The 26,620-nt window shown below is 72.5% G+C and carries 29 protein-coding genes and 1 pseudogene; 13 read left to right on the top strand and 17 right to left on the bottom strand.

Annotation, left to right across the window (positions count from 1 at the left end; all coding sequences use genetic code 11):
• Both ACWER9_RS17790 and ligA read right to left on the bottom strand, forming a co-directional pair.
• A partial coding sequence (locus tag ACWER9_RS17790; protein ID WP_452302857.1) for a diguanylate cyclase domain-containing protein occupies positions 1-1,470 on the bottom strand: 1,470 nt, incomplete at its 3' end.
• Positions 1,471-1,627: 157 nt separating this feature from the next.
• Entirely contained in the window at positions 1,628-3,763 is a 2,136-nt protein-coding gene (ligA, locus tag ACWER9_RS17785) for an NAD-dependent DNA ligase LigA (RefSeq protein ID WP_452302856.1), read from the bottom strand.
• A 142-nt stretch (positions 3,764-3,905) separates the two neighbouring features.
• Here ligA and ACWER9_RS17780 point away from each other — a divergent pair, with 142 nt between their 5' ends.
• Positions 3,906-4,466 (top strand): type II toxin-antitoxin system PemK/MazF family toxin, encoded by a 561-nt coding sequence (locus ACWER9_RS17780; protein WP_452302855.1) that lies wholly within the window; start codon positions 3,906-3,908, stop codon positions 4,464-4,466.
• A 162-nt stretch (positions 4,467-4,628) separates the two neighbouring features.
• On the opposite strand, the gene ACWER9_RS17775 is transcribed toward ACWER9_RS17780, so the two are convergent.
• From ACWER9_RS17775 to ACWER9_RS17750, 6 genes are all read right to left on the bottom strand, one after another.
• A complete protein-coding gene (locus ACWER9_RS17775; RefSeq protein WP_452302854.1) occupies positions 4,629-4,994 on the bottom strand; it encodes a VOC family protein in 366 nt (121 codons plus the stop codon).
• A gap of 36 nt (positions 4,995-5,030) precedes the next feature.
• The gene (locus tag ACWER9_RS17770; RefSeq protein WP_452302853.1) at positions 5,031-6,035 is read right to left on the bottom strand and encodes a methionine synthase; all 1,005 of its coding nucleotides are present in this window, start codon (positions 6,033-6,035) and stop codon (positions 5,031-5,033) included.
• A gap of 37 nt (positions 6,036-6,072) precedes the next feature.
• Positions 6,073-7,146, bottom strand: a complete 1,074-nt coding sequence (mnmA, locus tag ACWER9_RS17765; RefSeq protein ID WP_452302852.1) for a tRNA 2-thiouridine(34) synthase MnmA — start codon at positions 7,144-7,146, stop codon at positions 6,073-6,075.
• A 247-nt stretch (positions 7,147-7,393) separates the two neighbouring features.
• Positions 7,394-8,569 carry a cysteine desulfurase family protein gene (locus ACWER9_RS17760; protein WP_452302851.1) on the bottom strand — a complete coding sequence of 392 codons (1,176 nt, stop codon included), beginning with the start codon at positions 8,567-8,569 and terminating at the stop codon, positions 7,394-7,396.
• A 104-nt stretch (positions 8,570-8,673) separates the two neighbouring features.
• The gene (locus ACWER9_RS17755) at positions 8,674-9,327 is read right to left on the bottom strand and encodes a class F sortase (RefSeq protein ID WP_452302850.1); all 654 of its coding nucleotides are present in this window, start codon (positions 9,325-9,327) and stop codon (positions 8,674-8,676) included.
• Entirely contained in the window at positions 9,324-10,154 is an 831-nt protein-coding gene (locus tag ACWER9_RS17750) for a DUF4397 domain-containing protein (RefSeq protein WP_452302849.1), read from the bottom strand. Before ACWER9_RS17750 ends, ACWER9_RS17755 begins: the two co-directional genes overlap by 4 nt.
• Positions 10,155-10,384: 230 nt before the next feature.
• Here ACWER9_RS17750 and ACWER9_RS17745 point away from each other — a divergent pair, with 230 nt between their 5' ends.
• Positions 10,385-10,987 carry an RNA polymerase sigma factor gene (locus tag ACWER9_RS17745; protein ID WP_452302848.1) on the top strand — a complete coding sequence of 201 codons (603 nt, stop codon included), beginning with the start codon at positions 10,385-10,387 and terminating at the stop codon, positions 10,985-10,987.
• Positions 10,941-11,741: an anti-sigma factor gene (locus tag ACWER9_RS17740; RefSeq protein ID WP_452302847.1), complete on the top strand. Its 801-nt coding sequence runs from the start codon at positions 10,941-10,943 to the stop codon at positions 11,739-11,741. The genes ACWER9_RS17745 and ACWER9_RS17740 overlap by 47 nt, the downstream gene beginning before the upstream one ends.
• Positions 11,742-11,835: 94 nt before the next feature.
• Here the strand turns inward: ACWER9_RS17740 and ACWER9_RS17735 are convergent, their stop codons facing one another.
• The 4 genes from ACWER9_RS17735 to ACWER9_RS17720 form a co-directional block, all read right to left on the bottom strand.
• Positions 11,836-12,795 (bottom strand): electron transfer flavoprotein subunit alpha/FixB family protein, encoded by a 960-nt coding sequence (locus ACWER9_RS17735; RefSeq protein ID WP_452302846.1) that lies wholly within the window; start codon positions 12,793-12,795, stop codon positions 11,836-11,838.
• Between the two features lie 15 nt (positions 12,796-12,810).
• On the bottom strand, positions 12,811-13,590 hold the full coding sequence (locus ACWER9_RS17730) for an electron transfer flavoprotein subunit beta/FixA family protein (RefSeq protein ID WP_452302845.1): 780 nt from the start codon (positions 13,588-13,590) through the stop codon (positions 12,811-12,813).
• A 187-nt stretch (positions 13,591-13,777) separates the two neighbouring features.
• The gene (locus ACWER9_RS17725; protein WP_452302844.1) at positions 13,778-14,191 is read right to left on the bottom strand and encodes a hypothetical protein; all 414 of its coding nucleotides are present in this window, start codon (positions 14,189-14,191) and stop codon (positions 13,778-13,780) included.
• Positions 14,188-14,985 (bottom strand): GNAT family N-acetyltransferase, encoded by a 798-nt coding sequence (locus tag ACWER9_RS17720; protein WP_452302843.1) that lies wholly within the window; start codon positions 14,983-14,985, stop codon positions 14,188-14,190. Before ACWER9_RS17720 ends, ACWER9_RS17725 begins: the two co-directional genes overlap by 4 nt.
• Before the next feature lie 42 nt (positions 14,986-15,027).
• Here ACWER9_RS17720 and ACWER9_RS17715 point away from each other — a divergent pair, with 42 nt between their 5' ends.
• The 3 genes from ACWER9_RS17715 to ACWER9_RS17705 are packed head-to-tail and all read left to right on the top strand — an operon-like array spanning position 15,028 to position 16,166.
• Positions 15,028-15,420 carry a YidH family protein gene (locus tag ACWER9_RS17715; RefSeq protein WP_452302842.1) on the top strand — a complete coding sequence of 131 codons (393 nt, stop codon included), beginning with the start codon at positions 15,028-15,030 and terminating at the stop codon, positions 15,418-15,420.
• Positions 15,417-15,722 carry a DUF202 domain-containing protein gene (locus ACWER9_RS17710; protein ID WP_452302841.1) on the top strand — a complete coding sequence of 102 codons (306 nt, stop codon included), beginning with the start codon at positions 15,417-15,419 and terminating at the stop codon, positions 15,720-15,722. Before ACWER9_RS17715 ends, ACWER9_RS17710 begins: the two co-directional genes overlap by 4 nt.
• A 27-nt stretch (positions 15,723-15,749) precedes the next feature.
• Positions 15,750-16,166 (top strand): PLD nuclease N-terminal domain-containing protein, encoded by a 417-nt coding sequence (locus tag ACWER9_RS17705; RefSeq protein ID WP_452302840.1) that lies wholly within the window; start codon positions 15,750-15,752, stop codon positions 16,164-16,166.
• Positions 16,167-16,214: 48 nt separating this feature from the next.
• On the opposite strand, the gene ACWER9_RS17700 is transcribed toward ACWER9_RS17705, so the two are convergent.
• Positions 16,215-17,837, bottom strand: coding sequence for an acetolactate synthase (locus ACWER9_RS17700; protein WP_452302839.1), 1,623 nt, complete (start codon positions 17,835-17,837; stop codon positions 16,215-16,217).
• Between the two features lie 82 nt (positions 17,838-17,919).
• Positions 17,920-18,693, bottom strand: a complete 774-nt coding sequence (locus tag ACWER9_RS17695; RefSeq protein WP_452302838.1) for an enoyl-CoA hydratase-related protein — start codon at positions 18,691-18,693, stop codon at positions 17,920-17,922.
• Positions 18,694-18,791: 98 nt separating this feature from the next.
• Between ACWER9_RS17695 and ACWER9_RS17690 the strand changes: the two genes are divergently transcribed.
• The 5 genes and pseudogenes from ACWER9_RS17690 to ACWER9_RS17670 all read left to right on the top strand — a co-directional run.
• Positions 18,792-19,271, top strand: a complete 480-nt coding sequence (locus tag ACWER9_RS17690; RefSeq protein WP_452302837.1) for a DUF6232 family protein — start codon at positions 18,792-18,794, stop codon at positions 19,269-19,271.
• 358 nt (positions 19,272-19,629) lie between these two features.
• Entirely contained in the window at positions 19,630-20,109 is a 480-nt protein-coding gene (locus tag ACWER9_RS17685) for a DUF6232 family protein (RefSeq protein ID WP_334498397.1), read from the top strand.
• Complete coding sequence (locus ACWER9_RS17680) at positions 20,106-20,498, top strand: hypothetical protein (protein WP_452302836.1); 393 nt, start codon at positions 20,106-20,108, stop codon at positions 20,496-20,498. The genes ACWER9_RS17685 and ACWER9_RS17680 overlap by 4 nt, the downstream gene beginning before the upstream one ends.
• A 46-nt stretch (positions 20,499-20,544) precedes the next feature.
• The gene (locus ACWER9_RS17675; RefSeq protein ID WP_452302835.1) at positions 20,545-21,231 is read left to right on the top strand and encodes a hypothetical protein; all 687 of its coding nucleotides are present in this window, start codon (positions 20,545-20,547) and stop codon (positions 21,229-21,231) included.
• Positions 21,232-21,364: 133 nt separating this feature from the next.
• A pseudogene (locus ACWER9_RS17670) lies at positions 21,365-21,469 on the top strand (AraC family transcriptional regulator); the annotation flags it as partial.
• Here ACWER9_RS17670 and ACWER9_RS17665 read toward each other — a convergent pair.
• Complete coding sequence (locus ACWER9_RS17665; RefSeq protein WP_452302834.1) at positions 21,468-22,364, bottom strand: ribokinase; 897 nt, start codon at positions 22,362-22,364, stop codon at positions 21,468-21,470. The pseudogene ACWER9_RS17670 and the gene ACWER9_RS17665 overlap by 2 nt on opposite strands.
• Before the next feature lie 23 nt (positions 22,365-22,387).
• Positions 22,388-23,176, bottom strand: coding sequence for an ABC transporter ATP-binding protein (locus ACWER9_RS17660; RefSeq protein ID WP_452302833.1), 789 nt, complete (start codon positions 23,174-23,176; stop codon positions 22,388-22,390).
• A 131-nt stretch (positions 23,177-23,307) separates the two neighbouring features.
• On the opposite strand from ACWER9_RS17660, the gene ACWER9_RS17655 reads away from it, so the two are divergent.
• Both ACWER9_RS17655 and ACWER9_RS17650 read left to right on the top strand, forming a co-directional pair.
• Entirely contained in the window at positions 23,308-24,306 is a 999-nt protein-coding gene (locus ACWER9_RS17655) for an ABC transporter ATP-binding protein (protein WP_452302832.1), read from the top strand.
• Positions 24,303-25,313 carry an ABC transporter permease subunit gene (locus ACWER9_RS17650; protein WP_452302831.1) on the top strand — a complete coding sequence of 337 codons (1,011 nt, stop codon included), beginning with the start codon at positions 24,303-24,305 and terminating at the stop codon, positions 25,311-25,313. The genes ACWER9_RS17655 and ACWER9_RS17650 overlap by 4 nt, the downstream gene beginning before the upstream one ends.
• 126 nt (positions 25,314-25,439) lie before the next feature.
• Here ACWER9_RS17650 and ACWER9_RS17645 read toward each other — a convergent pair whose 3' ends face one another.
• Positions 25,440-26,615 carry an ROK family transcriptional regulator gene (locus tag ACWER9_RS17645; RefSeq protein WP_452302830.1) on the bottom strand — a complete coding sequence of 392 codons (1,176 nt, stop codon included), beginning with the start codon at positions 26,613-26,615 and terminating at the stop codon, positions 25,440-25,442.
• Positions 26,616-26,620: the final 5 nt, after the last annotated feature.

Raw genomic sequence — 26,620 nt, 5'->3', positions numbered from 1 at the left:
CGGGTCGGCCCGCGCCAGCGGCGGACCCGGCGCCGCGGTGGGCAGCGCGCCGTCGGCCGTCGCCCCGGTGGGCAGCGCCGCCCCGTCACCGCCGCGCACCTCCGCGGAGGCACCAACTGGTACGTCGGCCGCCCGCTCGGTCTCGCTCGGCACCCCTGCCGACGGGCTGGCCTCCAGAACGCGGCGGAGGTCGGCGAGGAGAGCGAGCCGCTCGGCGGAGTTGTGGTCGGACTCGGGGGCGTACACGGCTACCGTGTCGTTGCGGTGCTTGGCGTCGTACATCGCCACGTCGGCGTGCCGCATCAGGGTGGCGAAGTCCTCGCCGTGCTCGGGGAAGAGGGCGATCCCGATCGACCCGCCCACGTCCAACGGCAACCCGTCGAGCGGCACCGGCTCGGCCAACGCCTGGACCACCCGGTCGGCCAACTCCCGCGCCTGAGCGACGTTGGTCAGGCCGGTCATCACGATTGCGAACTCGTCACCGCCCAGCCGGGCGATCATCTGGGGTCGAGGCTGCACGTCGGTGAGTCGGGCGCTGACCTCGACCAGCAGCCGGTCGCCCACCGAGTGCCCGAGGGCGTCGTTGACGTTCTTGAAGCGGTCCAGGTCGATCAGCAGCAGCGCGAGCTGCCCGTCGGGTTCGCCACGGGCGGTCCGCTCGGCGTGCAGGTGCACCTGCTCCGCGACCTCGGCCAGCAGGGCCTTGCGGTTGGGCAGCCCGGTCAGCGGGTCGGCGGCGGCGAGGTGCTGCTGTTCGTTCGTCAACCGCGCCATCCGGTAGACGGCGAAGAGCGGCACCAGCACCAGCGGGATCAACGCGGCGCTCACCCGCGACGCGGCGACGAGCACCGGGGCGAGCAGCAGCAGTGAGCCGGTGGAGAGCAGCTCGAAGCCGAGGCCCTGGCGGACGGTGGGCCACCAGCGGTCACCGAAACGCAGCCGCACCGCCCAACTGACCAACCCGTAGTTGACGACGAACCAGGCGAGCGTGGCACCGCCGACGGCGGCCACGTCGGTCCAGTGCAACCGCCCGCCGGAGAAGATCGTGCCCGACCCGAGCTGGATCACCCCGTACGCGGCGGCGAGAGCGCACGCGTACTGGCCCACGTTGAACGCGGTGCGCCACGCGGCGTGCCGCATCCGCCAGCCCGAGACGACCACGCCCACCGCCTGCACCACCACCGCCGGGCCGAGGCCCCAGCCGAGCAGGATCGCGAAGGTGAAGCAGGTGGACGGGAACACCGCCGACGTCTGCCGGCGCCCCGGAGGAACGAACGGCCGCGCGTCGCAGACCACGGCGAGCGCGGCCATCGTCCAGAACGCCACCGGCAGCTCGGACACCTCGCCGGGGAGCGTCGCGAGTGGAACGGCGGCGGTCAGCGCGGCGACCGCCAGGATGCCGGCGACGAAGGCGGCGAACGGCGCGACCCGTCCCGCAGGAAGCGAGTTGCGTGGGTCGGCGACCTCCACCACACCTCCCGACCGACAATCGGCGTGCCGGTGCGCACGCCGTGACCCAATGAAACGCCCTCGGCCCCCAGTTTCCCGGTATGACAGTCACGAATCGGTCGTAGTCGTAATTAAGTTGGTATACGCGGTCAGCCGCCGCGTCCGCCCGCTCGCGGGGTCAGCCGCCCACCTGAGCGACGTCCCGAGCGGCGTCCGGGCCCGCGTCGAGCAGGAGCCGGAAGCCGTCCTCGTCGAGCACCGGCACCTTCAGGCTGGCCGCCTTGTCGGCCTTGGAACCAGGGTTGTCCCCCACCACCACGAAGCTCGTCTTCTTGGAGACCGACCCGCTGACCTTGCCGCCACGGCTCTGCACCGCCTCGGCGGCCTGGTCGCGCGAGAAACCGGCGAGCGTGCCGGTCACCACCACCGTCAACCCCTCCAACGGGCGCGGCCCCTCGTCGACCGCCTCCTCGGCCATCCGTACGCCGGCCTCGGCCCACTTACGGACCACCTCGCGGTGCCAGTCCACCGCGAACCACTCTCGGATGCTCGCCGCGATTGTCGGCCCGACCCCGTCGACCGAGGACAACTCTTCCTCGGTGGCCGCGTCGATGGCGTCCATCGAGCGGAAGTGCCGGGCGAGCGCCTGGGCCGCGGTCGGGCCGACGTGCCGGATGGAGAGCGCCACCAGCACCCGCCACAGGTCCCGTTCACGGGCGACCGCGAGATTGTCGAGCAGCTTGGTGGCGTTGCTGCCCAGGCTGCCGTCCTTGTTGACGAAGAACGGCGACCGGGACAACTGCTCGGCGTCCAGGAGGAAGAGGTCGCCCTCGTCGCTGATGATCTCCGCGTCGAGCAGGGCGGCGGCACCCTTGTAGCCGAGCACCTCGATGTCGAACCCACCGCGGCCGGCGAGGTGGAACACCCGCTCCCGCAACTGCGCCGGGCAGCTGCGGGTGTTGGGGCAACGGATGTCCACGTCGCCCTCCTTCGACGGCGCGAGCGGCGTGCCGCAGGCCGGGCAACTTGTCGGCATCACGAACGGCCGGGCGTCGGCGGGCCGCAGGTCGACCACCGGGCCGAGCACCTCGGGGATGACGTCGCCGGCCTTGCGCAGCACCACCGTGTCGCCGATGAGCACCCCCTTGCGCTCCACCTCACGGGCGTTGTGCAGGGTCGCCAGCGCGACAGTGGAACCGGCCACGCGCACCGGCTCGAGCACGGCGAACGGAGTGACCCGACCGGTGCGCCCCACGTTGACGTCGATGTCGAGCAGCGTGGTGGTGACCTCCTCCGGCGGGTACTTGAAGGCGATCGCCCAGCGGGGGGCACGACTCGTCGACCCGAGCCGACCCTGGATGGAGACCGGATCGACCTTGACCACCACGCCGTCGATCTCGTGCTCGACGTCGTGCCGGTGCTCGGCGTAGTAGGCGATGAACTCCGCGACGCCGGCCAGGTCCGGGACGACCCGCCACCTGTCGCTTGTCGGCAACCCCCACGACTTGAGTGCCGCGTACGACTCGGACTGCGCCGTCGGCTGGAACCCCCGGCGGGCGCCGATGCCGTGCACCACCAGGCGCAGCGGCCGGGTGGCGGTGACCCGTGGGTCCTTCTGCCGCAGGCTGCCGGCGGCGGCGTTGCGAGGGTTGGCGAAGGGCGCCTTGCCCTGCTCCACCAGACCCGCGTTGAGATCGGCGAACGCGGCGATCGGGAAGTAGATCTCCCCCCGGACCTCCACCAGCTCGGGAATGTCCGGGAATTCGGCGGACGGGGCGAGCTGGCTGGGCACGTCCCGGATGCTGCGGACGTTCGCGGTGACGTCCTCACCGGTGCGCCCGTCGCCCCGGGTGGCGGCCCGGACCAGCCGGCCGTTCTCGTAGGTCAGGTTGATCGCCAACCCGTCGACCTTCAGCTCGCACAGGTAGGGCACCGGGCCGCCGGCGTCACGTTCGACCCGCTCGGCCCAGGCCGCCAACTCCTCGTCGGCGAAGGCGTTGTCGAGCGAGAGCATCCGTTCGGCGTGGGTGACCGGGGTGAAGTCGGTGGAGAACGTGCCACCCACCCGCTGGGTCGGCGAATCGGGCGTCCGCAGCGCCGGGAACTCCGCCTCCAGCGCCTCCAACTCGCGCAACTGCCTGTCGAAGTCGGCGTCGGGGATGGTCGGCGCGTCCAGGACGTAGTAGCGGTACTGGTGCTCGGTCAACTCCTGACTCAACGCGGCATGCCGCTCCCGGGCCTGCGGCGTCGGCTCAGCCCCGGCCGCCGCCTCCTGCGCCGGGCTGACCTGCTGACCGATCTGCTCCTCGGACACACCGCCACCTTCGGACACGCCTGCGACCTCCCTGATCACGCTACTCCGGCACCGTATCGGGCCGGTGGGACAATCCGCCGCCCGCCCGCGCCGGGAGCGACCCCGACCAGGGCGTGCGAGGATCGCCGGACGATGGCGGTCCGTGGGACGCCGGGAGGCGGAGGTACGGATGCGCGAGGCGTTGTTCTGGGCGGCGGCGATCCTGCTGGCGGTGGCCGCCGGCTGGGCGTGGAACAGTTGGCGGCACCGGGAGGCCGAGCGGCGTCCGGGCACCCGGCCGGGCGGGGGCAGCACCAGCGGTCGGCGTTCCGCCCCGCCACGGCCCCGTGGCGCGGAACGGCCGTCCACCACCCGCTCGCGCGACACCGACCGGCACGACGACGATCCGGCGCCCGGTGAGATCTGGTGGGCCGACGTGCCGTACGCCGACGGCAGCGGGTCGAAGGTGCGCCCATGTCTGGTGCTGCGCGTCGACTCCCGGGGCGCCGACGTTCTGAAGATCACCAGCCAGGACAAGAGCGACCGGGACGACCACGTCCGGATCCCCACCCGGGACTGGGACCCCGGCGCGGAACACGACAGCTATCTCAGCCTCACCGAGCCGGTCCGGATCAGCCCGGCCGCCTTCGCCGACCGCGCCGGGCGCTGCGACGCCGACCTCTGGCGAAAGGTACGCAGCCTGCGCCACCTGACCAACCCCTGACCGGGCCCGGTCAGCCGCGACCGTTCGCCGTTCATAATCCACTCGAGTTCTTGAAAGTCGCGGCGTCCTGAGGCCCCGGACCCCCCGCCTTGCCGAACCCCCGGGCCAGAACGGCGGGTCACGGCGGCCGGAACTCCTCGGCCGCCGTGACCCGCCGCGGGCTCAGTCCCAGCAGAGGCAGAACGGGTGGCCGGCCGGGTCGGCGTAGACCCGGAAACCCTCGCCCTCACCCGGCAGCCGTCGAGCGCCGAGCGCGAGGGCCGCCTTCTCGGCGGCCTCGATGTCGTCCACCGTCACGTCGAGGTGGAACTGCTGCGGACGCTCGGGGTCCGGCCAGGCCGGCGGCCTCAGGTTGAGCGCCTGCTGAAAGGCGAGTCGCGGCTGGTGACCGGGCGGGCCACCCAGCACCACCCAGTCGTCTTCGGGGTTGCCCTCGGCCAGCGGTACGCCGAGCAGCTCGGCGTAGAACGACGCGAGCGCGTGCGGATCCGGGCAGTCGATCACCACTGAACGCAGCTGTCCAATCATGACCGCCATCGTGCCCAGCGGGTACGACAGGAAACCTCACACCTCGGCGAAGCGCCGGCCGGCGTCCCGGCACGCGGCGAGCACCGCCCGGGCGTACTGCGGTGTCGCGCCGGCGAGGCCGCAGGCCGGAGTGACCACCACCTGCTCGGCGAGCTGCCGACGGGGAAAGCCGAGGCGGTCCCAGAGTTGGCGTACCCGGTCGGCGATCTGTGCGGAGGTCGGCGCGCCACCGGCCGACGGCGGCCGGGTCGGCGCGGCCCCGGCCACCAACCCGAGGCCGGCGTCGATGGCCTCGCCCAACGGGTCGAGGTCGGTGACGAGGTCCAAATCGAGGGCGACCGCGACGGCGCCGGTGGTGCGGATCAGTTCCAACGGCACGTCCGGTGCGCAGCAGTGCACGAGCGACGGCACGCCGACCGCGTCGACGACCGTGCGCAGCAGGGCGGCGGCGTCGACCGACTCGACCGCCCGGTAGGCGCCCAACCCGCTCTCTGTCGGCACCCGCCCGGCCAGCACGCTCGGCAGCGACGGCTCGTCCAGTTGCAGCAGCACCGATGCCTGGGGCAGCCGGCGGGCGACCGCCGCGACGTGCGCGCGCAGCCCCTCGGCGAGGGAGCCGGTCAGGTCGCGGACCGCGCCGGGGTCGCGCAGCAGCCGGCCACCGATCGGCAACTCCAGGGAGGCGGCCAGGGTGAGCGGGCCGGCGGCCTGCACCTTGATCGGCCCGGCGTACCCCTCGGCCTGCTCGGCGAGCTGGTCCAGGTCGCGCTCCATCAGGTCACGGGCCCGGCGCAGGTCGCGGCCCGTGCGGGGGGCGACCCGCCAGCGCCCCGCGTACACCTCGACGGGTAGTTCGACGAGCAGCCCGGCGGACCGGCCGATCATGTCCGCTCCGGGGCCCCGGGCCGGCAACTCGGGCAGGTGCGGCAGGTCGGGAAGCTCACCGAGGACCACCCGCTGGGCCTCGCCGATGTCGGTGCCGGGCAGCGAACCGATCCCGGTGGCCGCACCGGCCGGCCAGGGCCACACCTGATCTGTCACGGGCGAAGGCTATCCCGCGAACACCCGGGCCGTGCGGTCAGCCGGTGATGGTCGCGGAGCCGAGGACCACGTCGCCGGCCGGATCCGGTCGGTACGCCACCACGGCCTGGCCGGCGGCGACACCGCGCACCGGTCGGCGCAGCTCGGCGTGCAGCCGGTCACCGTCGAGGGCCACGGTCGCCGGCACCACGTCGCCGTGCGCGCGCAACTGCACCTCGCACTCGACAGGCGCGTCCGGGCGTACGCCACCGGTCCAGACCGGCCGTACGGCGTGCACGTCGGACACCTCGAGCGCCTCGGCCGGGCCCACCGTCACCGTGTTGGTCTTCGGCGTGATGGAGAGCACGTAGCGCGGCCGCCCGTCCGGGGCGGGCCGGTCCAGGTGCAGCCCGCGACGCTGCCCCACCGTGTACGCGTACGCGCCGCTGTGACTGCCGACGACCGCGCCGGTGGCGGCGTCCACCACGTCGCCGGGAGCCTCACCGAGCCGGCCGGCCAGGAAGCCGCGGGTGTCCCCGTCGGCGATGAAGCAGATGTCGTGCGAGTCGGGCTTGTCGGCCACGGCCAGGCCACGCTCGGCAGCCTCGGCGCGGACCTGCGCCTTCGTCGAGTCACCGAGCGGGAAGATCGAACGGTCCAGTTGCTCGCGGGTGAGCACGGCGAGCACGTACGACTGGTCCTTGGCCAGGTCGACACTGCGCCGCAGCAGCCCGTCCGGGCCGAGGCGGGCGTGGTGCCCGGTCACCACCGCGTCGAAGCCGAGGGCCACCGCCCGGTCCAGCACCGCCGCGAACTTGATCTTCTCGTTGCAGCGCAGGCAGGGGTTCGGCGTACGGCCTGCGGCGTACTCGGCGACGAAGTCGTCGACCACGTCCTCGTGGAAGCGGTCGGCCATGTCCCAGACGTAGAACGGGATGCCGAGCACGTCGGCCGCCCGCCGGGCGTCCCGGGAGTCCTCCAGGGTGCAACAGCCGCGCGCCCCGGTCCGGTAGGTCTGTGGGTTGCGCGCAAGAGCCAGGTGTACGCCGGTCACGTCGTGCCCGGCCGCCACCGCCCGCGCCGCCGCCACGGCCGAGTCAACCCCACCCGACATCGCCGCCAGAACCCTCACCGACCCACTCCCCTTCCCCGTCCCATCCGTTCCCCCACGACAACCCTATCCACCAGCCCCGAAAACCCCCGCCCCCGTGAAACCCCAACCCCCGGCGCCCGCCCTCGCCCCACCCCGTCGATCATGGAGTTGTGGTGCCCGAAACTAGGCGATTAGCACCTTTTGCCGCCCACCACAACTCCATGATCGACGCCGGCAGGGAGGGCGACGCCGGCAGGGAGGGCGGGGCCGGGGCGGCCGGGCTGGGCTAGCGGGGGGTGCGGAGGGCGGCGGCTCGGCGGGCTCGGTCGACTGCTGCCGGGAGGGCCGCGATCAGTGCGTCGATGTCGGCCTGGGTGCTGGTGTGGCCCAGGGTGAAGCGCAGGGAGGAGCGGGCGCGGTCGTCGTCGGCGTCCATCGCGAGCAGCACGTGCGAGGGCTGGGCCACGCCGGCCGAGCAGGCGGAGCCGGTCGAGCAGGCGATGCCCTGGGCGTCGAGCAGGAGCAGCAGGGCGTCGCCCTCACAGCCGGGGAAGGAGAAGTGCGCGTTGCCGGGCAGCCGGTCGGTCGGGTCACCGTTGTAGATCACCTCGGGCACCGCCTGGCGGACCCGCTCGATCAGGTCGTCGCGCAGCGCGGCCACCCGGGCCGCGTACTCCTGCTGGCCCTTCACTGCCGTCTCCACGGCGACCGCGAAGGCGACGATGCCGGCGGTGTCCAGGGTGCCGGACCTGATGTCGCGTTCCTGGCCGCCGCCGTGCAGCAACGGCGTGGCCGGCACGTCCCGGGCGAGCAGCAGCGCGCCCACCCCGGTCGGGCCGCCCAGCTTGTGCCCGGTGACGGTCAGCGCGGCGACGCCGCTGGCGGCGAAGTCGACGGGCACCTGACCTACCGCCTGGATGGCGTCGGTGTGGAAGGGCACACCGTGCTCGGCGGCGACGGCGGCCAACTCGGCCACCGGTTGGACGGTGCCCACCTCGTTGTTCGCCCACATGGCGGTGACGACTGCCACCCGGTCGGCGTGCGCGGCTAACTCGGCGCGCAGGTCCGCCGGGTCGAGCCGACCGACGGCGTCGACCGGAAGCAGGCCGACCTCGGCGCCCTCGTGCTCGGCCAGCCAGTCGACCGCGTCGAGTACCGCGTGGTGCTCGACGGCGCTGGAGACCACCCGGCGGCGGTCGGGGCCGGCACCTCGCCGGGCCCAGAAGATGCCCTTGACCGCGAGGTTGTCGCTCTCCGTGCCGCCACCCGTGAAGATCACCTCAGAGGGCCGGGCGCCGAGCACGGCGGCCACGCGTTCGCGCGACTCTTCGACCCGTCGGCGGGCGCGGCGGCCCGCCGCGTGCAGGGAGGACGCGTTGCCGACCTCGCGGGCGGTAGCGACGTACGCCTCCAGTGCCTCGTCGAGCATCGGAGTCGTCGCCGCGTGATCCAGGTAAGCCATCGCCGTTCAGCGTACGGCCGACACCTTGGGGACCGGATGCCGGAGGGGACCGCACGCGACGGCCGGGGTGGAAGTCCACCCCGGCCGGATGCGCGCGGGGCCGCTCAGGCGGGTACCGCGGTGACGACGATGTTGTCCCGGTACTTGCGGGCCTTGGCGTCGAAGGGCCCGCCACAGGTGATGAGGGTCAGCCGCGGCTTGCCGTCGCGGGCGAAGTACCGCTCCAGCGGGATCGTGGTCTTGGCGTACTCCTCCCGGGCGACGACCCGGTAGCGCCGCTCCTCGCCGTCGCTGCCGCTCGCGGTCAGCGTGTCCCCCTGGTCCAACTCGCGCAGCCGGAAGAACGCCCCCCTGCCCTGCTTGGCGCTGTCCACGTGGCCGGCGATGACCACCGAGCCGGCCTCCGCCTCCAGGCCGGGGCCGTAGCGGTACCAACCGATCTGGTCGACACTCGGCGGCACCTCGAACTCGTTTGTCCGCTCGTTGATGCCGACCGGGTTGACGGTGGCCGTGACGTCGATCTCCGGGATCAGCAGCCGTACCGGCGGGATGGTCTTCGCACCGGCGGGCAGTTCGCCGGCGGTAACCGGCACCGACGGGGCGTCGGTGCCGGCCGGTGGGGCATCGGCGAGGGCTGTCGCCTCCTCGGCCCCCACCGTCCCGGCCGGCTGGTTGGCGCACGCCACCAGGGCGGCGACGGTGAGCGCGGCAACGCCGGCGGCCACCGCCGCCAGCGCGCCGCGGTTGCGCACCGTCACTTGCGGCCCGTCCGTGCGGTCGCCATCCGCACCCCGCCACCAAGCAGCAGGAGTACGCCGGCACCGGTGAGCACGTACCACCAGGTGTGCACGCCCGTGCCGGCCTGGCCGCCGTCACCGCTTGGCACGCCGCCCGGGGCGGAGTGCAGGCCGGTGATGGTCTGGGCCACCACGTCGAGGGTCTTGCCCTCGGCGGAGCCGATCGCGTAGACGATCGTGGCGGTGCCCTCCTTGAGGTCGAGGTCCGCCGGGCCGATGGCCACGGTGTCGGTGCCGGCAAGCACCACGTCCGCCTTGACGGTGCCCGCGTCGACGTCGCCCTTGGCCTCGTTCGGGTTGGTGAGGTCCTCGAAGACCGGGGTGCCACCGGCGCGGACGTCGACCGCCGGGGCGGCGGCGGTGTGCCGGACGATCAGCCGGGCCTTGCCGGCGGCGACCTTCGAGACGTCGTTCACGAACGGCGTGATCTTCGGCTGGCCGGCGGCGTCGAGGTGGGCGGCGATGCTGATGTTCGCACCGCCCGGCACCGCGGCGTTGTCGACCGTGAGGATCGCGCTGCCGATCGGCTCGCCCGGCTTGGTGAGCGCGATGTCGTAGTCGCCCTCCTCCAGGTTCAGCGGGCCGGCGACGTCGCCGGGCTTGAAGTTGTCGAGCGTCTTCTTGCCGTTGACGTAGACGTCGACGGGGGTGTCCGGGATGCCGTGCACGACGGAGACCTTCGACGTGGCGGCGTACGCGGGGCTGGCGGTGAACGCGCCGACGCCGACGAAGGCCAGCGCCGCGACCGCGCCGCCCGCGGCGACCCGACGGAAGTACGAGAGCTGCATGTCTGCCTCCTGGTGATAACTGCTGATTCGTCAGGCCTGGCTTGCAGAACGGGTTACGCCGGCTCCCGAACGGGCGGATGCGCCCCGGAGGCACTTTTCTTTTCCGGCCTCGACCGCATCCGGAACGGGGTCGGGGAACGAAGAGCTGGTGAGATGACATCGACCGGGGAAGTGGGGCGGAGACTGTGGCAGCTACAGTCGGGCATGCCCCATCGAAGGCGAGCCGCCCGATGACGGCGCTACGACAGGAACCGGACCCTCCGGTGGACGACCTCGACCGCAGGTTCCGCGACGGCGACGACGTGGCGCTGCGCGAGGCGTACGACCGCTACGGCCGTGCCGTGCTCCACCTGGCCACGTCCATGCTTGCCAACCGCAGCGACGCCGAGGACGTCACCCAGGCGACGTTCGTCGCCGCCTGGCTGGGTCGCGACACGTTCGACCCGACCAGGGGTTCGCTGATCGGTTGGCTGCTCGGCATCGGCCGGCGGAAGGTGATCGACCGGATGCGCGCCGCGGCCCGGGAGACCCGGGTGGTGGAGACGGTCCGGCAACTGCCCGAGCCGGTGCCCACCGATCCGGACCCGGACCGCGTGGTGGACCGGTTGGTGATCGCCGACGAACTGGCGCGTCTACCGGACGACCAGCGGCGGATGCTGGAGTTGGCCTTCTACGACGACCTGACACACCAGCAGATAGCCACGGTGACCGGGGTGCCGCTGGGCACCGTGAAGAGTCACATCCGACGCGGCATGGCGAGCTTGAAACGCAGATGGGAGGTGGACGGTGCAGCACCTGGACCACGACCGGCTGGTATTTCTGGCACTCGGTGAGAGCGAGGCGGACGACGGGGAGAGCACCCACCTCGACACCTGCGCGCTCTGCCGGGCAGAGGTGTCGACCCTTCGGGAGGTGGCGGGGCTCGGCGCCGAGACACAGGGTCTGGCCGACCTGCCCAGCCCGCCGGAGCACGTCTGGCAGGGCATCGAAGCCCAGGTCAGGGCGGCAGAGGCCGGGCCGTTGCTGACCGAGACCCGTCGACACCGGGTGCCCGAGCAGGCCGACACCACCAGCGTCGAGCGAGCCCCGGCCGAGTCGACGGTGACCCCACTGGACCCGACGCGCCGCTCGCGCCGGGGGCGTGGCCTGTCCCGGTGGGTGGCCACCGCGGTGACCGCGGCCGCCGCCGCGGCGGTCGGCGTGGTGGGCACCGTCTCGGTGCTGCGACCTGACGATCCGACACCCACCCCGACGCCGGTGGTGGTGGCGAGCGCCCCGCTGGCGGCGTACGGGGCGACACCCCCGACGGCCAAGGGCGACGCACGGGTTCTCCAGGACGGCCAACTACATCTGCATGTGGCGAATCTCCCGAGCGTCCCTGGGTACTACGAGGTCTGGCTCATCAATCCGACGACGATGGAGATGTTCTCGATCGGCACCCTGGGGGGCGGCCCGGACGCGCTGCTACCCCTGCCCCCGAATGTCGACCTCAAGACCTACTCGGTGGTGGACGTCTCCGCCGAGCAGTACGACAACAACACCCGCCACTCCGGCGACAGCCTGCTGAGGGGCTCCCTGACGGGCTGATCGGCGGGCCGGCTCAGCTCCCCGGCTCGCCGATCAGCTCCCCACCTGGCAGTGGCCGCCCGTTCGCACGGGCGGCCACTGTCGTGTCGCAGGGTCACTTGCGCTTGCGGATCTCCTCGGCGGCCTGCGGGACGATCTTGAACAGGTCGCCGACCACACCGAAGTCGGCCAGCTCGAAGATCGGCGCCTCGCCGTCCTTGTTGACCGCGACGATGGTCTTCGAGGTCTGCATGCCGGCCCGGTGCTGGATGGCACCGGAGATGCCGAGTGCGACGTAGAGCTGCGGGGAGACGGTCTTGCCGGTCTGACCCACCTGGAACTGGTGCGGGTAGAAGCCGGAGTCGACTGCCGCGCGGGACGCGCCGACGGCCCCGCCGAGCAGGTCGGCCAACTCCTCGACCAGCTTGAAGTTGTCGGCGTTGCCGACGCCCCGACCACCGGAGACGACCACGCCGGCCTCGGTCAGCTCGGGGCGGGAGCCCTTCTGCTCGGCGACCCGCTCGACGACCGTGGCCAGCTTGTCCGTGTCGGTGACCGACACGCTGAGCTGCTCGATCGCCGGGGTGGCCGCCGTCGGGGCGGGGGTGACCGAGTTGGGCCGGACGGTGACCAACGGCAGACCCTTGGTGACCTTGGACTTGACGATCGTCGAGCCGGCGAAGGCGACCTGCGTCGCGGTGCCGTCGGCGTCCAGGCCGACCACGTCGGTCAGGATGCCGTTGTCGAGCTTGACGGCGAGCCGGGCGGCGATCTCCTTGCCCTCCTGGGCAGAGGCCAGCAGCACGGCGGCCGGCTGCACCCGCTTGACCAGCTCGGCCAGCACGGTCGCCTTGGGGGCCACCAGATAGCCGTCGATCTCGTCACCCTCGGCGGCGTAGATCTTCTCCGCGCCGTACTCGCCCAGCTTGCCGCTCAGCGCCTCGGCGGCGCCGGCGCCGCCGAGCACCACCGCGCTCGGGGTGCCCAGCTCACGCGCGAGGGTGAGCATTTCCAGGGTGACCTTCTTGACGCCGAATTCCTTTGTGGCTTCGACGACGACGAGAACCTCGGACATGTCAGAACCCCCCTCTCACACGAACTTCTCGGTGGCGAGGAACTCGACCAGCTTGACGCCGCCCTCGCCCTCGTCGGTGACCTTGGCGCCGCCGGAGCGCGGGGGGCGCTTGGTGTGCTCGACGACGGCGCTGGTGGCGCCGTCGAAGCCCACCTCGTCGGCCGCGACGCCGAGGTCGGCGAGCGAGAGCGTCTGCACCGGCTTCTTCTTGGCGGCCATGATGCCCTTGAAGGAGGGGTAGCGCGGCTCGTTGATCGTGTCCCAGACGGAGACCACGGCGGGGGTGGCGGCGGTGACCACCTCGTAGCCCTCTTCGGTCTGCCGCTCGACGGTGAGCGTCGCGCCGTCGACGGTGAGCTTGCGGGCGCCGGTGAGCGCCGCGACACCCAGCCGCTCGGCGATCATGTGCGGCATGACCTGGACCCGACCGTCGGTGGACTCGGCGCCACAGATGACCAGGTCGGCGCCCAGTTGACCGAGCGCCGCGGCGAGCACCTTCGAGGTGGCGACGGCACACGACCCGTGCAGGGCGTCGTCGAGCACGTGCACGGCCTTGTCCGGGCCCATGGAGAGCGCCTTGCGGATCGACTCGGTCGCCCGGTCCGGACCCATGGTCAGGATGGTGACCTCACCGCCGTGCGCCTCCTTGATCTTCAGGGCCTCCTCGATGGCGTACTCGTCCATCTCGTTGATCACGTTGTTCGCCGAACCGCGGTCGACGGTGTTGTCGTCATTGCGCAGGTTGCGGTCCGCGCCCGAATCAGGCACCTGCTTGACGAGTACGACGATGTTCATCGCGCTTCGACGACCCTCCTGTGTGGTGTTGCGATTCGCTCGCCCGGTCTGGGGCGCAGCGTCGCGCGTCGGTCGACGTCAGGTCAACCGCGGGCGGCTGTGCAGTTGCCCACGACGCAATGTTACCTGCCAGTAGGTTGCGCTCCCGCAGCACTCAGCGTGACACAGCTCACCGACGCGCGGCCGGTCAGGCGGGCTCGGCCAACGCGACACGGATCTGGTCGATGGCCGCCGCCTCGGCGGGTGCCACCCCGTCGTGCGCCCGGGCCACCTGGTCCGCCGCGGCCAACACCAGTTCGCGGTACGCGTCCACCTCCCGGGGGGACTTCTCCCGCAGGATCCGCACCGCCCGCCCCAGCGCCGGCAGCACCACCGACTCGATCTCCAGCTGCGAGTCCCGGGGAAGCCGCGGCAACGGGCCGGTGGTCAGCGCCTCCTTGACCGTGCCACTGGCGTCGGCGAGCGCGCCGGACGCGGCGATGCTCTCCCGGATCACCCCCAGCACTCCCGGGTCGGCGTTGGAGACCAGGAAGACGGCACCGAAGGCACCGGTCTTGAGGGTCAGGCGCTCCTCGTCCGTCAACCGCTGCTCCATGATCACGGAGTGTAGACGTACGGGGTGGTGGTGGTGACCGCGACGAGGCCGAGCCGCTGGAGGATGGGCCGGCTGTCCTCGGAACAGTCGACCTGCATGAGCGTCCGACCCCGCTGCTCGGCAAGCCGCGCCCGGTAGTTGACCAACGCCCGGTAGATGCCCTTGCGCCGCCACTGCGGCAGGGTCGAGCCACCCCACATCGTGGCGAAGCCGGTGTTGGCCGGGAACCGCACCCAGCCGGCGCTCACCACCGTCGCGTCCGCCTCGGCCACCACCACGGTGATCGAGGTCGGGTCGGCGTCGATCTCCTTGGCCAGACCCGTCACGAGGTGCGAGCGGTCCTCCTGCCAGACCTCCTCCTCCATGGCGGCGATCCGCTCCAGGTCCTCCCGGGCGCTCACCTCACGCAGGCGTACCCCCTCGGGAACGACAGGCAGCGCGGCGGCCAGCGGCGCGACCGGCCCGACCACGACGGTCTCCCGGTCCTCCGGGACGAAGCCGGCGGCGCGCAGCCGGTCGGCCAGGTCGGCCGGCTCGTCGTGCTCGTTGAGCTTCCACTCGACCGACTGGCCACGCTCACGGAACAGCTGCACCTGCCGGGCGATCAGCTCGTCGAGCGCGTCGCCGGTCAACCCGCCCAGGTCGCGGTAGGTGAGGAAACCGCCGGCGTCGAGCCCGATGATGCGGACCAGCGGCCCGTCCCGCTCCACCGTCACCCCGGCCGGAACCGGGTCGGGAATCTCCGGGCGGAGTTGGGTGTCGTAGGCGTGGCGCAGCGTCGGTACGTCGAGATCAGTCACCGGACCAGGCTAAGCGGAAGGGGAAGCGGATATTCTCCCACTGTGTGGGAGGCGATCAGGCGGTGGTTCGACCCGGCGGAGCTGCGCTCGATCGGTGAACCGCCGGACTACCGGTTCTCCCTGGCCAACGAACGGACCTTCCTCGCCTGGCTGCGCACCGGGCTGGCGCTCGTCGGTGGCGGGCTGGCCGCCGCCCAGTTCCTGCCACCCCTGCCGATGAGCCACCTGCGGGAGGTGATCGCGGTGGCGTTGCTGCTGCTCGGCGCGGCGGTCGCGATCCGCGCGGTGGACCACTGGGCACGTACCGAACGGGCCATCCGGCTCGGTCAGGAGCTGCCCGCGTCCCGGTTCCCCGCCATCCTGGCGCTCGCCGTCGGCGTCGGCGCGGTGCTGCTTGTGGTCGCCGTCCTGATGCGGGCGGTCGGCGGGCGGTGAGCACCGGACGCGACCCGGGGCTGCAACCGGAGCGGACCCGGCTGGCGTGGCGGCGCACCCTGCTCACGGTGACGGTGGTGACCGCGCTGGCCGTCCGGCTGGCGTCGACCGGCGGCCCGGTCGGGGCGTTGATCGCCGGGGCCACCGTGCTGGTGTGGGGCGCCCTGCTGGTGCTCTGCTGGCCGAGGGGCACCGGCACCGGCCCGGCCCGCACCGGCGGTCGCACACTGCCCCTGGTCACGGTGGGCACCGTGGTGCTGGCGTTACTCGGAGTGCCGCTGGTGCTGCGCGGACTGTGGTGACGGGATTCGGTGAGCCATGATGGGTGCATGGCCCGGCTTGGCGTACTCCTCTTCCTGGTGCAGATCGTCCTCGCGGTCTGCGCGCTGATCAGCTGTCTCTCCGCCGAGGAAGGTCAGATCCGTGGCCTACCCCGGATCGCCTGGGTGCTGATCATCTTGTTCTTCCCGCTGGTCGGCTCGATCGCCTGGTTCGTCGCCGGCCGGGAGCGCACCCCCGGCGCCGGCAAGGGCTGGCCGGGCGTGAGCGGCGGCGCCGAGCGGCAGCGCCGCCGGCCGGTGGCCCCCGACGACGACCCGGAGTTTCTCCGTTCCGTCGAGGAGCGCGCCCAGCAGCAGGACGAGGAGCTCTTCCGCCGCTGGGAGGAAGACCTTCGTCGGCGCGAGGACGACCTGCGTCGCCGCGACGGTGAGCCGCCACGCGAGGGTGACCGACCCGAGGTGTGAGCGCGCCGCCGCCGTCGGCGCACGTGCGACGACGGCGGCGGGTGCGACTCAGGCCAGGTTCGACGACCGGGGGTACGCGTCGGTCGGGTCGGTGAGCACGTTGACCAGGTACGGCACTCCGGAGTCGAACGCCCGCTGGAGCGCAGGGCCCAGGTCGGCCGCCTTGGCGACCGTCTCCCCCGCTCCGCCGAGCGCGCTGACCACCGTGTCGTAGCGCAGCTCGGGCTGGAGGTCGGCGGCCACGTCGTAGCCGTACATGGCGCGCATCGGGTGCTTCTCCAGCCCCCAGATGCCGTTGTTGCCGACGACGATCACCACCGGCAGCTTCTGGCGGACCAGCGACTCGACGTCCATCAGCGAGAACCCGGCCGCGCCGTCGCCCATCAGCACGCAGATCTGCCGGTCCGGGTGACTGACCCGGGCCCCCATCGCGTAACCCATGCCGGTGCCCAGGCAGCCGTACGGGCCCGGGTCCAGCCAGGTGCCGGGCTGGGCCGGCTCCAGGTACCGCCCGGCGTACGAGACGAAGTCGCCGCCGTCGCCGATGGTGATCGCGTCCGGGGCCAGCACCCGACGCAGCTCGCCGTAGATCCGGGCCGGGCGGATCGGGTCGGTCTCGGCCGCCATCTCGGCCGCGTCGCGCGCCTTCGCGGCGTCCTCGGCCACGCGCAGATCGGCGATCCAGTCGGCGTGGTCGGCCCGGTCGCCGGCGTGGTCGGCGAGCGCGGAGAGGATCAGCCGCAGGTCACCCGCGGGGGCGACGGCCGGCTGCACGTGCGTCGCCCGCTGACTGGGCGCGTCGACGATGTGCACCACCTTCGCGTCACCGAAGTCACCGAAGCTGAGCCGGAAGTCCAGTGGGGTGCCCACCACCACGACCACGTCGGCACCGGAGAGCGCGGCCCGGCGGGCCTTGGCGAACGCGAGCGGGTGCTCCGGCGGAAGCGAACCGCGACCCATGCCGTTGGTGAAGACCGGCACCTGCAACGCTTCGGCCGCCTCGCGTAGCGCGGCCACCGCGTCGCTCGCGTAGACGTCGGAGCCGGCGATGATGACCGGCCGCTGCGCCCCGGCGATGAGCAGCGCGGCGCGGCCGACCTCCTCCGGGTCCGGCGCGATCGGGTCGACGCCCGTCACGGTGGGCAGCTCGGTCTCGGCGACCGAGAAGACCGTCTCCAGCGGAAAGTCGAGGAAGGCCGGGCCGCGGTGCGGCGTGAGCGCGGCGTTGAGGGCCGCACCCACCGCACGCGGGATGTCGTCGGTGCTGAACACCGTCTCGGCGTGCTTGGTGACGGGGGCGACGAGCGGCAGGTGGTCCATCTCCTGGAGGCTGCCGGAGCCCCAGCGGAAGGCGGGCGCGCGGCCGCCCAACACCAGCACCGGCGAGGCGTTGAAGAACGCGCTGGTCATGCCGGAGATGCCGTTGGTGACACCCGGCCCGGCGGTGAGCACGGCGAGGCCGGGGCGGCGCTGGAGCTTGGCCACCGCCTCGGCGGCGAAGACCGCGGACTGCTCGTGCCGGACGTCGTAGATCGGGAAGTCGGTCTTGTACGCCGCGTCGTAGAGCGGGAAGACGTGCCCGCCGGAGAGCGTGAACATCTCCCGTACGCCGTGCGCGCGCAGGGCCGCGAGCGCCAACTCGCCGCCGTGACCCTCGATCCGCTCCGTCATTCGCCGCTCCCCTTCGTTCCTCATGACCGAGGCCTCACGCTACTGGCCGGTAGGAACAATGTGAACTGTTCTCGACTAATCGTCAGCGGCCGGTGAAGTCCGGCTTGCGCTTCTCGACGAAGGCGGCCATGCCCTCCCGCCGGTCGTCGGTGGCGAACAACGCCGCGAAGAGCTGGCTCTCCCAGGCCAGGCCCGAGTTCAGATCCATGTCCAGGCCGCCGTCGACCGCAAGCTTCGCCGCGCGCAGCGCCTGCACCGGCCCGGTCAGGTACGGCTTCACGTAGGCGACCGCGGCCTCGTAGACCTCGGCGGCCGGCACCACCCGGTCGGCCAGGCCGATCCGTAGCGCCTCCTCGGCGTCGATCATCCGACCCGTCATGATCAGGTCCTTGGCGCGGGCCGGGCCGACCAGGCGAGCCAGCCGCTGGGTGCCGCCCGCGCCCGGGATGATGCCGAGCTTGATCTCCGGCTGGCCGAGCTTGGCGTCGTCGGCCACGATCCGCCAGTCACAGGCCAGCGCCAGCTCGCAGCCGCCGCCGAGGGCGTACCCGGTGATCGCGGCGACCACCGGCTTGGGGATCCGGGCGATCGCGCCGAGCGCGCTGGACAGGTTGGCGGCCCGATCGGCCATGTCCACGTAGGACATGTCGGCCATCTGCTTGATGTCCGCGCCGGCGGCGAAGACCTTCTCCCCGCCGTACACGATGACGGCGCGGACCTCGGGATCGGCGGTGGCCGCCGTGGCGGCGGCGCGCAACTCCTCCTGCACCTGGGTGTTGAGCGCGTTCATCGGCGGCCGCTCCAGCCGGATCGTGCCGATGCCGCCAGTGGTCTCCAGCCGAACGAACTCGCCCACGCTGCCCTCACTTCCTCGTTGAAGTCGCGTGCCAACCTTACGACCCGGCTCGTTTGGGTAAGTAGTGTGGTGTCAGCCCCGTGGGCGGGAGTCCAGCCATGATCACCTATTACGACGACAGGTCGGTACAGGTCACCTCCAGCACCGTCCGCGTCGACGGTCGCAGTTACGCGCTGGCCGACATCACCATGGTCTGGCACCGCCGTGGCACCCGTTCCTGGCGCGTGCTCGTAGGTCGCGGTGCGATAGGCGCCGCGCTCGCCGGCCCGCTTGTCGCGGCGGTGCTCGGCATCGGCGTGGCCGTCTGGCTGCACCGCTCACCCACCGTGACGATCGCGATCGTCGGCGCGTCGGTGCTCGTCGGGTTGGCCGTCGGGCCGGTCGCCGACTTCCTCTTCGAACACCTGGACCGCTCGTACGCCCGAGGCAGCCGCCAACTGGAGATCTGGGCCCGTTGGCGGGGTCAGCCGGTGCGTCTGCTGCGGACGGGTGACGCGCTGCGCTTCGGGCAGATCTACCGGGCGGTGCAGCGCGCGGTCGAGCACAGCCAACCGGCCCGCCCCGTCACGCGCCGCTAGCCAGCCTGGTTCCGCTCCCTCGCCCACCCGTGCGGTGGACCGCGCCGGCCAGCCGGACGCGGCGCGGGCACGGGCACGGGCACGGGCACGGGCACGGGCACGGGCACGGGCGCAGTGTTCGTGCAATGCCTATGGAGCTGATATCGCAAACGAATCAGATCGAGCCCGCCGCAACATAGCGAAGCGCCGCGATGACACAGCGGCGCCGTGCCACGTGATGTCGCAAACGATTCAGCTCCAAAGGACCATTGCACCATCACCGCTACCCGCCGAACAGCGCCTGACCAATCGCGGGCACCACGCCCACCGCACGCGGCCGAGCTGGGCGCGGTTTGCCCGGCGGTGGTTAGGCTTAGTGATGACCCTCTATTACCGGGACGACGCGGTGCAGGTCACGTCCGAGTCGATCCGGGCAGGCGGTCACGTGATCGCCCTGTCCGACGTGACGTTCGTCTGGCACGCACGGGGGCAGAAGACTCTCGCCGTACGCGGCCGTGTGCTGGGTCGCGGCGTCCTGGTCCTGCTGCTCTCGCTGCCGCCGCTCGTCGCCGTGGTCTGCGTGTTGTCACTCGCCTGGTCGGCGCAGGACCGGGGCAACTGGCAGCTGGCGCTGATCATCCTGGCGGCCTGCGCGGTGGGGGCGCTCGCCCTGGCACCGTTCCTGGAGATCCCCCTCGGCTGGCTGGACCGCTCCTACGAGCGCGGCAGCCACGTGCACGAGCTGTGGGTGCAGCACCACGGCCGGGAGGACCTGCTGGTGCGTACCCCCGACGCGCTACGGTTCGGGCAGATCTACCGGGCCGTGCAGCGCGCCGTCGAACAGCAGGGGGACCATTGACGACCACCCGCCGCGGCGAGGCCGCCGCCCTGGCCGGCCTGCTCGCGGCGGCCGGCGTCACCCATCTGGTACGCCCCGGCGTCTACGACCCGATCGTGCCGCGTGCGCTGCCCGGACCGCCCCGGTTCTGGACGTACGCCAGCGGGGTGGCCGAGCTTGCGGTGGCGGCGGCGGTCGCGAACCCGGCCACCCGGCGGGCCGGCGGTCGGGCCGCCGCCGCACTCTTCGTCGCCGTCCTGCCGGCGAACGTGAAGATGGCCGTGGACTGGCGGCACCGCCGCCCGACGAAGCGGGCCATCGCGTACGGCCGGGTCCCGTTGCAGGTGCCGCTGATCTGGTGGGCGCTGCGGGTGGCCCGCGCCGACGGAACCGGTCGGCGGTCACGCTGACCGGCTCCGTCGGGCGGTCCTGGCACCGGCGACGCACACTTGACCCATGGCGATTCCCCTCCCCACCCCGACCGCAGTGGTCGGCCTGACCCGCTCCGCTCTCGACCAGGCGCTCGGCTCGGCCGCCTCGATGGCCGCCGTGCCCGCCCGCGCGTTCGCGGTGCTGGACGGGGTGGAGGCCCTGCTGGCCAGGATCAACGGTGTGGTCGACCGGATCGAGACGACCCTGGACCGGACCGACCAGGTGCTCACCGACGCCGAGGCCGCGGTCCGCGAGGTGGCAGTCATCAGCGCCGCCGCGACCACCGCCATCGACACGGCCAGCGAGGTGGCCACCGCCGCCGCCGTGGTGGTCGCCGAGGCCGACCGGGTCGCGAGCCGCGCTGCGGAGACGGTGGACACCGCGGCGCAGGCCGCTGCCACGGCGGCCGAACTGCTGACGGCGTACGAGCCGGCGCTGCGCCGGGCCGCGCCGATGGCCGGGCGGTTCGTCGAGGAGCTGAGTCACGAGGAGATCAGCGCGGCGATCCACCTGATCGACGAGCTGCCCAAGCTGAAGGAGCATCTGACTGCCGACATCCTGCCGATCCTGGCCACCCTGGACCGGGTCGGCCCCGACCTGCACGACCTGCTCGACGTCACCCGTGACCTCAAGCTCGCCGTGGCCGGCATCCCCGGGTTGGGCATGCTGCGCCGACGCGGCGAGAAGCTCGCCGACGAGCCCGTGAACTGAGCCACCGCCCGCCGGCCCGGAGGTCAGCAGTCGCAGGTGACGGTCGTGGTGGGTGCGGTGAGGTCGTCGACAGGTCGCCGGGTCAGCCCCGCCTCCGTCACCACCGGCAGCCCCTCCCGCACCCCGCACGTAACTGCGGCGCTTCGCCCGAGCCACCGGCACCAGCCCGATCCGTTGGCTCGTCGACCAGCGGATCCGCGCCAGCCTGACCCTGTTGGAGGAGACGGACGCCGCGGTCAGGCCGGCACGTACAGTTCGTCGATCTCGGCGCGTCGTGGGAGCGCCACCGACGCGCCGAGCCTGCGGACGCAGGCGGCGCCGGCCGCCGACGCCCAGCGCACCGCGTCGACCAGCTCACGCCCCTCGCCCCAGCCGACCGCCAACGCGGCGGTGAACGCGTCACCGGCCGCTGTGGAGTCGACCACGTCGACGGGTACCGCCGGCACGTGCACCTCGGCGCCGTCCCGGTCGACGTACCAGGCGCCCGCATCGCCGAGGGTGAGCACGGCGCGGGGGGTCAGGTCGAGCAACGCCCGGGGCTCCTCCCGACCTCGACCGGCGAGTGCCTGCGCCTCGCCCTCGTTGACGACCAACAGGTCCACGGCGGCGAGCAGGTCGGGCGGGAGGTCGCGTGCCGGGGCGGCGTTCAGGACGACCCTGGTGCCGGCTTCGCGGGCGGCCACCGCGGCGGCGGTGACGGTCTGCACCGGGATCTCCAGTTGGGCGACCAGGACGTCCGCCCCGCGCACCGCGGCCAACTCCTCCTCGGTGAGGCCGACCAGGGCGTCGTTCGCGCCGGGGGTGACAACGATGGCGTTCTCCCCCTGGACGTTGACCATCACCAGCGCCACCCCGGAGGCCCCGTAGACCACGCGCAGGTGGCTGGTGTCCACGCCGGCCGCGGTGATGCGGGCCTTGAGGGTGACGCCGAAGGCGTCCGAGCCGATCGCACCGAGGAAGACACCGGATGCGCCGGCCCGCACCGCGGCCACGGCCTGGTTGGCGCCCTTGCCGCCGGGCACCATCACGAAGTCGGTGCCGAGCATGGTCTGGCCCGGTCGCGGCAGCGCGGGGGCCATCGCGACCAGATCCATGTTGGCGCTGCCCACCACGGCGACCCGGGTCTGCGGCACGGTCGGCTCTGCCCGTCCGACGCTCAGGCGGCGCGAGCCGTGAAGCGGTCGCCCGACCGCTCGACCACAAGTGGCAGCCCGAAGGTCTTGGAGAGGTTGTCACCGGTGAGCGTCTCGGCGAGCAGGCCCTGGGCGACCACCCCGCCCTCGCGCAGCAGCAGTGCGTGGGTGAACCCGGGCGGGATCTCCTCGACGTGGTGGGTGACCAGCACCATCGCCGGGGCGTCCGGGTCGTACGCCAGCTCGGCCAGTCGGGCGACCAGGTCTTCCCGACCGCCCAGGTCGAGCCCGGCGGCGGGCTCGTCGAGCAGCAGCAGCTCCGGGTCGGTCATCAGGGCACGGGCGATCTGCACCCGCTTGCGCTCACCCTCGGAGAGGGTGCCGTAGCGGCGCTCGGCGAGGCCACCGACGCCGAGTTGACCCAGCAGTGCCCGCGCCCGCGCCTCGTCGCCACGGTCGTAGTTCTCCCGCCAGCGGCCGACCACCGACCAGGCGGCGGTCACCACCACATCGCTGACCCGCTCGTCGGCGGGCAGTCGTTCGGCGATCGCTGCGGTGGTGAGCCCGATCCGGGTACGCAACTCGTTGACGTCGGTGCGGCCGATCCGCTCGCCGAGCACGTGGGCGACACCGGTGGTGGGGTGCAGCCGGCCGGAGGCGAGGTTGAGCAGTGTGGTCTTGCCGGCACCGTTGGAGCCGAGCACGACCCACCGCTCGTCCAGTTCGACGTGCCAGGTCAGGTCCTGTAGGAGGGCGGTGCCGGAGCGGCGTACGCCGACGCCGTCGAGGCTGACCACCAGATCCGGGTTCACCGCTCCATCCAACCACGCAGCGCCGGGGTGCCCCCCATGGGCGGCACCCCGGTCATAGGGTGAAGCGCCGTGTCATTGATCACCACGACCGAAGGACGGCTCATGCCCCGTCGACGTCCGGAGCCGCGCGGATGAGCGCGGTCATCGAAATCGAGGGTCTGCGCAAGACCTTCTACAGCGTGCGCAACGGCCGACGGGTGGCGGTGGACGGGTTCGACCTGCTTGTCGAGGCGGGCCAGATCCACGGCTTCCTGGGCCCCAACGGCTCCGGCAAGACCACCACCCTGCGGGCCCTGCTGGGGCTGGTACGCGCGGACAGCGGCCGGATGACCGTGCTCGGCGAACCGTCGCCGGAGCTGCTGCCCCGGGTGGCCGGCCAGGTCGGCGCCATCGTGGAGAGCCCGCAGTTCTTCGGCAACTTCACCGGTCACCGCACGCTGCGGTTGTTGGCCCGCGCTGGTGGAGTGCCGGTCTCGCGGGTGGACGAGGTGCTCGATCTGGTGGGCCTGCACGACCGGGGCGACGAGCGGGTGAAGGGTTACTCGCTGGGCATGAAGCAGCGCCTCGCGGTGGCGTCCGCGCTGTTGAAGGACCCGCGGCTGCTCATCCTCGACGAGCCGGCCAACGGGCTGGACCCGGCGGGCATCCGCGAGATGCGGGACCTGATGCGGTCGCTGGCGGCCAACGGGGTGACGGTGCTGGTGTCCAGTCACATCCTCGGCGAGATCCAGCTGATCTGCGACCACGTCACGATCATCTCGCAGGGTCGGCGGGTGGCGACCGGCCGCGTGGACGAGGTGCTGGCGGGCCACGACCGGCACGAGTTCCTGGTGCGGGTGGCCGAGCCGGAGCGGGCCGTCGAGCTGCTGCACGCGGCCGAGCTGACGGCCGTCGTGGACGGCGAGACGTTGGTGGTGAGCGGGGTGAGCGACCCGACGGTGGTCAGCCGGGTGCTCGGTGAGCAGGGGCTGTGGGTGGGCGAGCTGACGCCGCTGCGGCCGGATCTGGAGAGCGTCTTCCTGGAGCTGACCGGCGCGTACGAGCATCCGCCGGTGCCGCGTCAGGTCGACGACTCGTCGCTGCCGCAGGGCGAAGCTGTGATCGACATCGATCGGGGAGTGGACGCGTGAACCTGGTGCGTGCCGAGGTGGAGCGACTGTCCGCGCGTCGCTTCGTACAACTCATGGTCGTCCTGTTGGTGTTGGCGTTCGCCGTCACCGGGGCGACCACCCTTGCCGGCTCCCACAAGCCGAGCGTCACCGAGCTGAACCTGGCACGGGAGCGAGCCGCCGAGGCGCGGCGCGACCTGGAGGCCACCCACCAGGAGTGCCTGGACCGCCAGAAGGAAACTTTCCCGGTCGACACCGACAGATACGTGCTGGAGCACTGCTCGGCGCTCGACCCGATCCGACAGGAGCGGCTGCCGATCGCGGCCGACTTCCTGCCGGGTGTGTTCAGCTTCGCCGAGCAGGCGCGGCCACTGTTGTACTTCCTCATCGCGTTCCTGGTGCTCTTCGGGTTCCTGGTCGGCGCCTCCTACATCGGCGCGGACCTGAACTCGGGCGGCGTGGTGAACCTGCTGCTGTGGCGGCCGCGCCGGTTGACGGTGCTCGCGACCAAGTTGGGCACCCTGCTCGGCGCGGTGTTGGTGCTGGCCCTGCTGGCGTCGGTGGCGTACCTCGGCACGTTCTGGGTGATCGGGCAGACCGCCGGGCTGCCGGGTCGGCTGGACGGCGACTTCTGGGGTTCGCTCGGCGCGGTGCACGGCCGTGGGCTGGTGCTGGTGCTGCTGGCCTCGGCGCTGGGCTTCGCGATCGCCACACTGGGCCGGCACACCTCGGCGGCGCTCGGCGTGTTCGCGGCGTACGTGGTGGTCTGGGAGTTGGGTGCCCGGGTCGTCCTGGAGATCATCGACGCGCCGAGGTCGGACCTGTTCATGCTCTCCAGCCACATCGGGGCATGGCTCAGCGGCGGGGCGCGGTTCTACGACGAACAGGTCTGCGTGGGCAGCAACGGCCCCTACTGCGACGGGTTCTACACGGTCAGCTGGGGGGCGTCGCTGCTGGTGCTGCTCGTGCTCACCGGTGGGCTGACCGCTGCGGCGTTCACCGTGTTCCGACGCCGCGACCTGATCTGAGGCTGCTCCGGGCCGCCCGTCCCGCGACGGGCGGCCTGACGGGCCAGGTCGCCCGGTCATGCGGCAAGAGCTTGCACCATACGGACGTGCGGTGAAATATTTCTTCACATGACCGCCGCAGCGGGCTCAGCCGACGGTGGAGCCGAACACCTCGTCGCGGACCGCGTCCAGGGCGGTCCGCAGCGCGCCGCGCAGGATCGGCTCCTCGGTCAGCCCGGTCGGCACCACCCGTGGCTGGACCAGGGTGATCGCCGCGACCTCCTGCTGCACCCGGTCGGCGAGCGCCGCGCCGCCGGCCTGGCCCACCTCGCCGGCGAGCACGACAAGCGGTGGGTCGAGCACCACGCAGGTGCTTGCCACGCCGAGCGCCAGGCGGCGGGCCAGCTCGTCGAGCATCGGGCCACCGTCGGCACCGGCCGCGACGGCAGCACGGACCGCCTCGGCGGCGTCGCCGTCCGGGTAGCCGTGCTCGGCGGCCACCGCGCGCACCGAGTCCGCGCCGACCAACTGCTGGAAGGCCGGCTTGGCGCGGCGGGACACGTCGCGCGGGATGGGCGCTCCGGGCACCGGCAGGTAGCCGATCTCACCGGCCGCGCCGCTGCTGCCGTGGTGCAGCCGCCCGCCCAGCATGATCGCCAGACCGACGCCGGCGCCCACCCAGACCAGCACGAAGTCCGACAGCCCCTGCGCCGCACCGGACTGCGCCTCGGCCACCGCGGCCAGGTTGACGTCGTTCTCGAAGACCACTGGCGTGTGCAGGTCGTCCCGCAGCGCGGCGAGCAGACCGCTGTGCCAGCGCGGCAGGTTGAAGGCGAAGGTGATGTCGCCGGTGCCGGGGTCGACCAGGCCCGGCGTGCCGAGCACGATCCGTCGTACGCTGCTGAGCTGCGCCTGGGCGCTGCTCGCCGCCTGCACGACGGCGTTGTGCACCACGCCCACCGGGTCGTCGGTGTCCCTTGTCGACTGCTCGACCTGGCCGATGACCGCGCCGGTGATGTCGGCGCACGCGGCCACCACCCGGTCCGGCCCGACGTCCACGCCGACCACGTGGGCGCTGCCCGGGCGGACGGCGTAGAGCTGGGCGTTCGGCCCTCGCCCGCCGGCCTGCTCGCCGACCCGCGCGACGAGGCCGCGCTCCTCCAGCCGCTCGACCAGCTGCGAGGCGGTGACCTTCGACAGCCCGGTCAGCTCGCCGAGCCGAGCCCGGGTCAGCGGGCCGCGCTCGAGGAGCAGCTCCAGCGCGGCACGGTCGTTGAGCGCCCGCAACAGGCGGGGGGTGCCGGGCAGCCGGGTCGCACTCATGACAC

The organism is Micromonospora sp. NPDC003944 (assembly GCF_053605225.1).
Note: the sequence above shows the minus strand (reverse complement) of the source record. Positions and strands in the feature narration are given on the sequence as shown.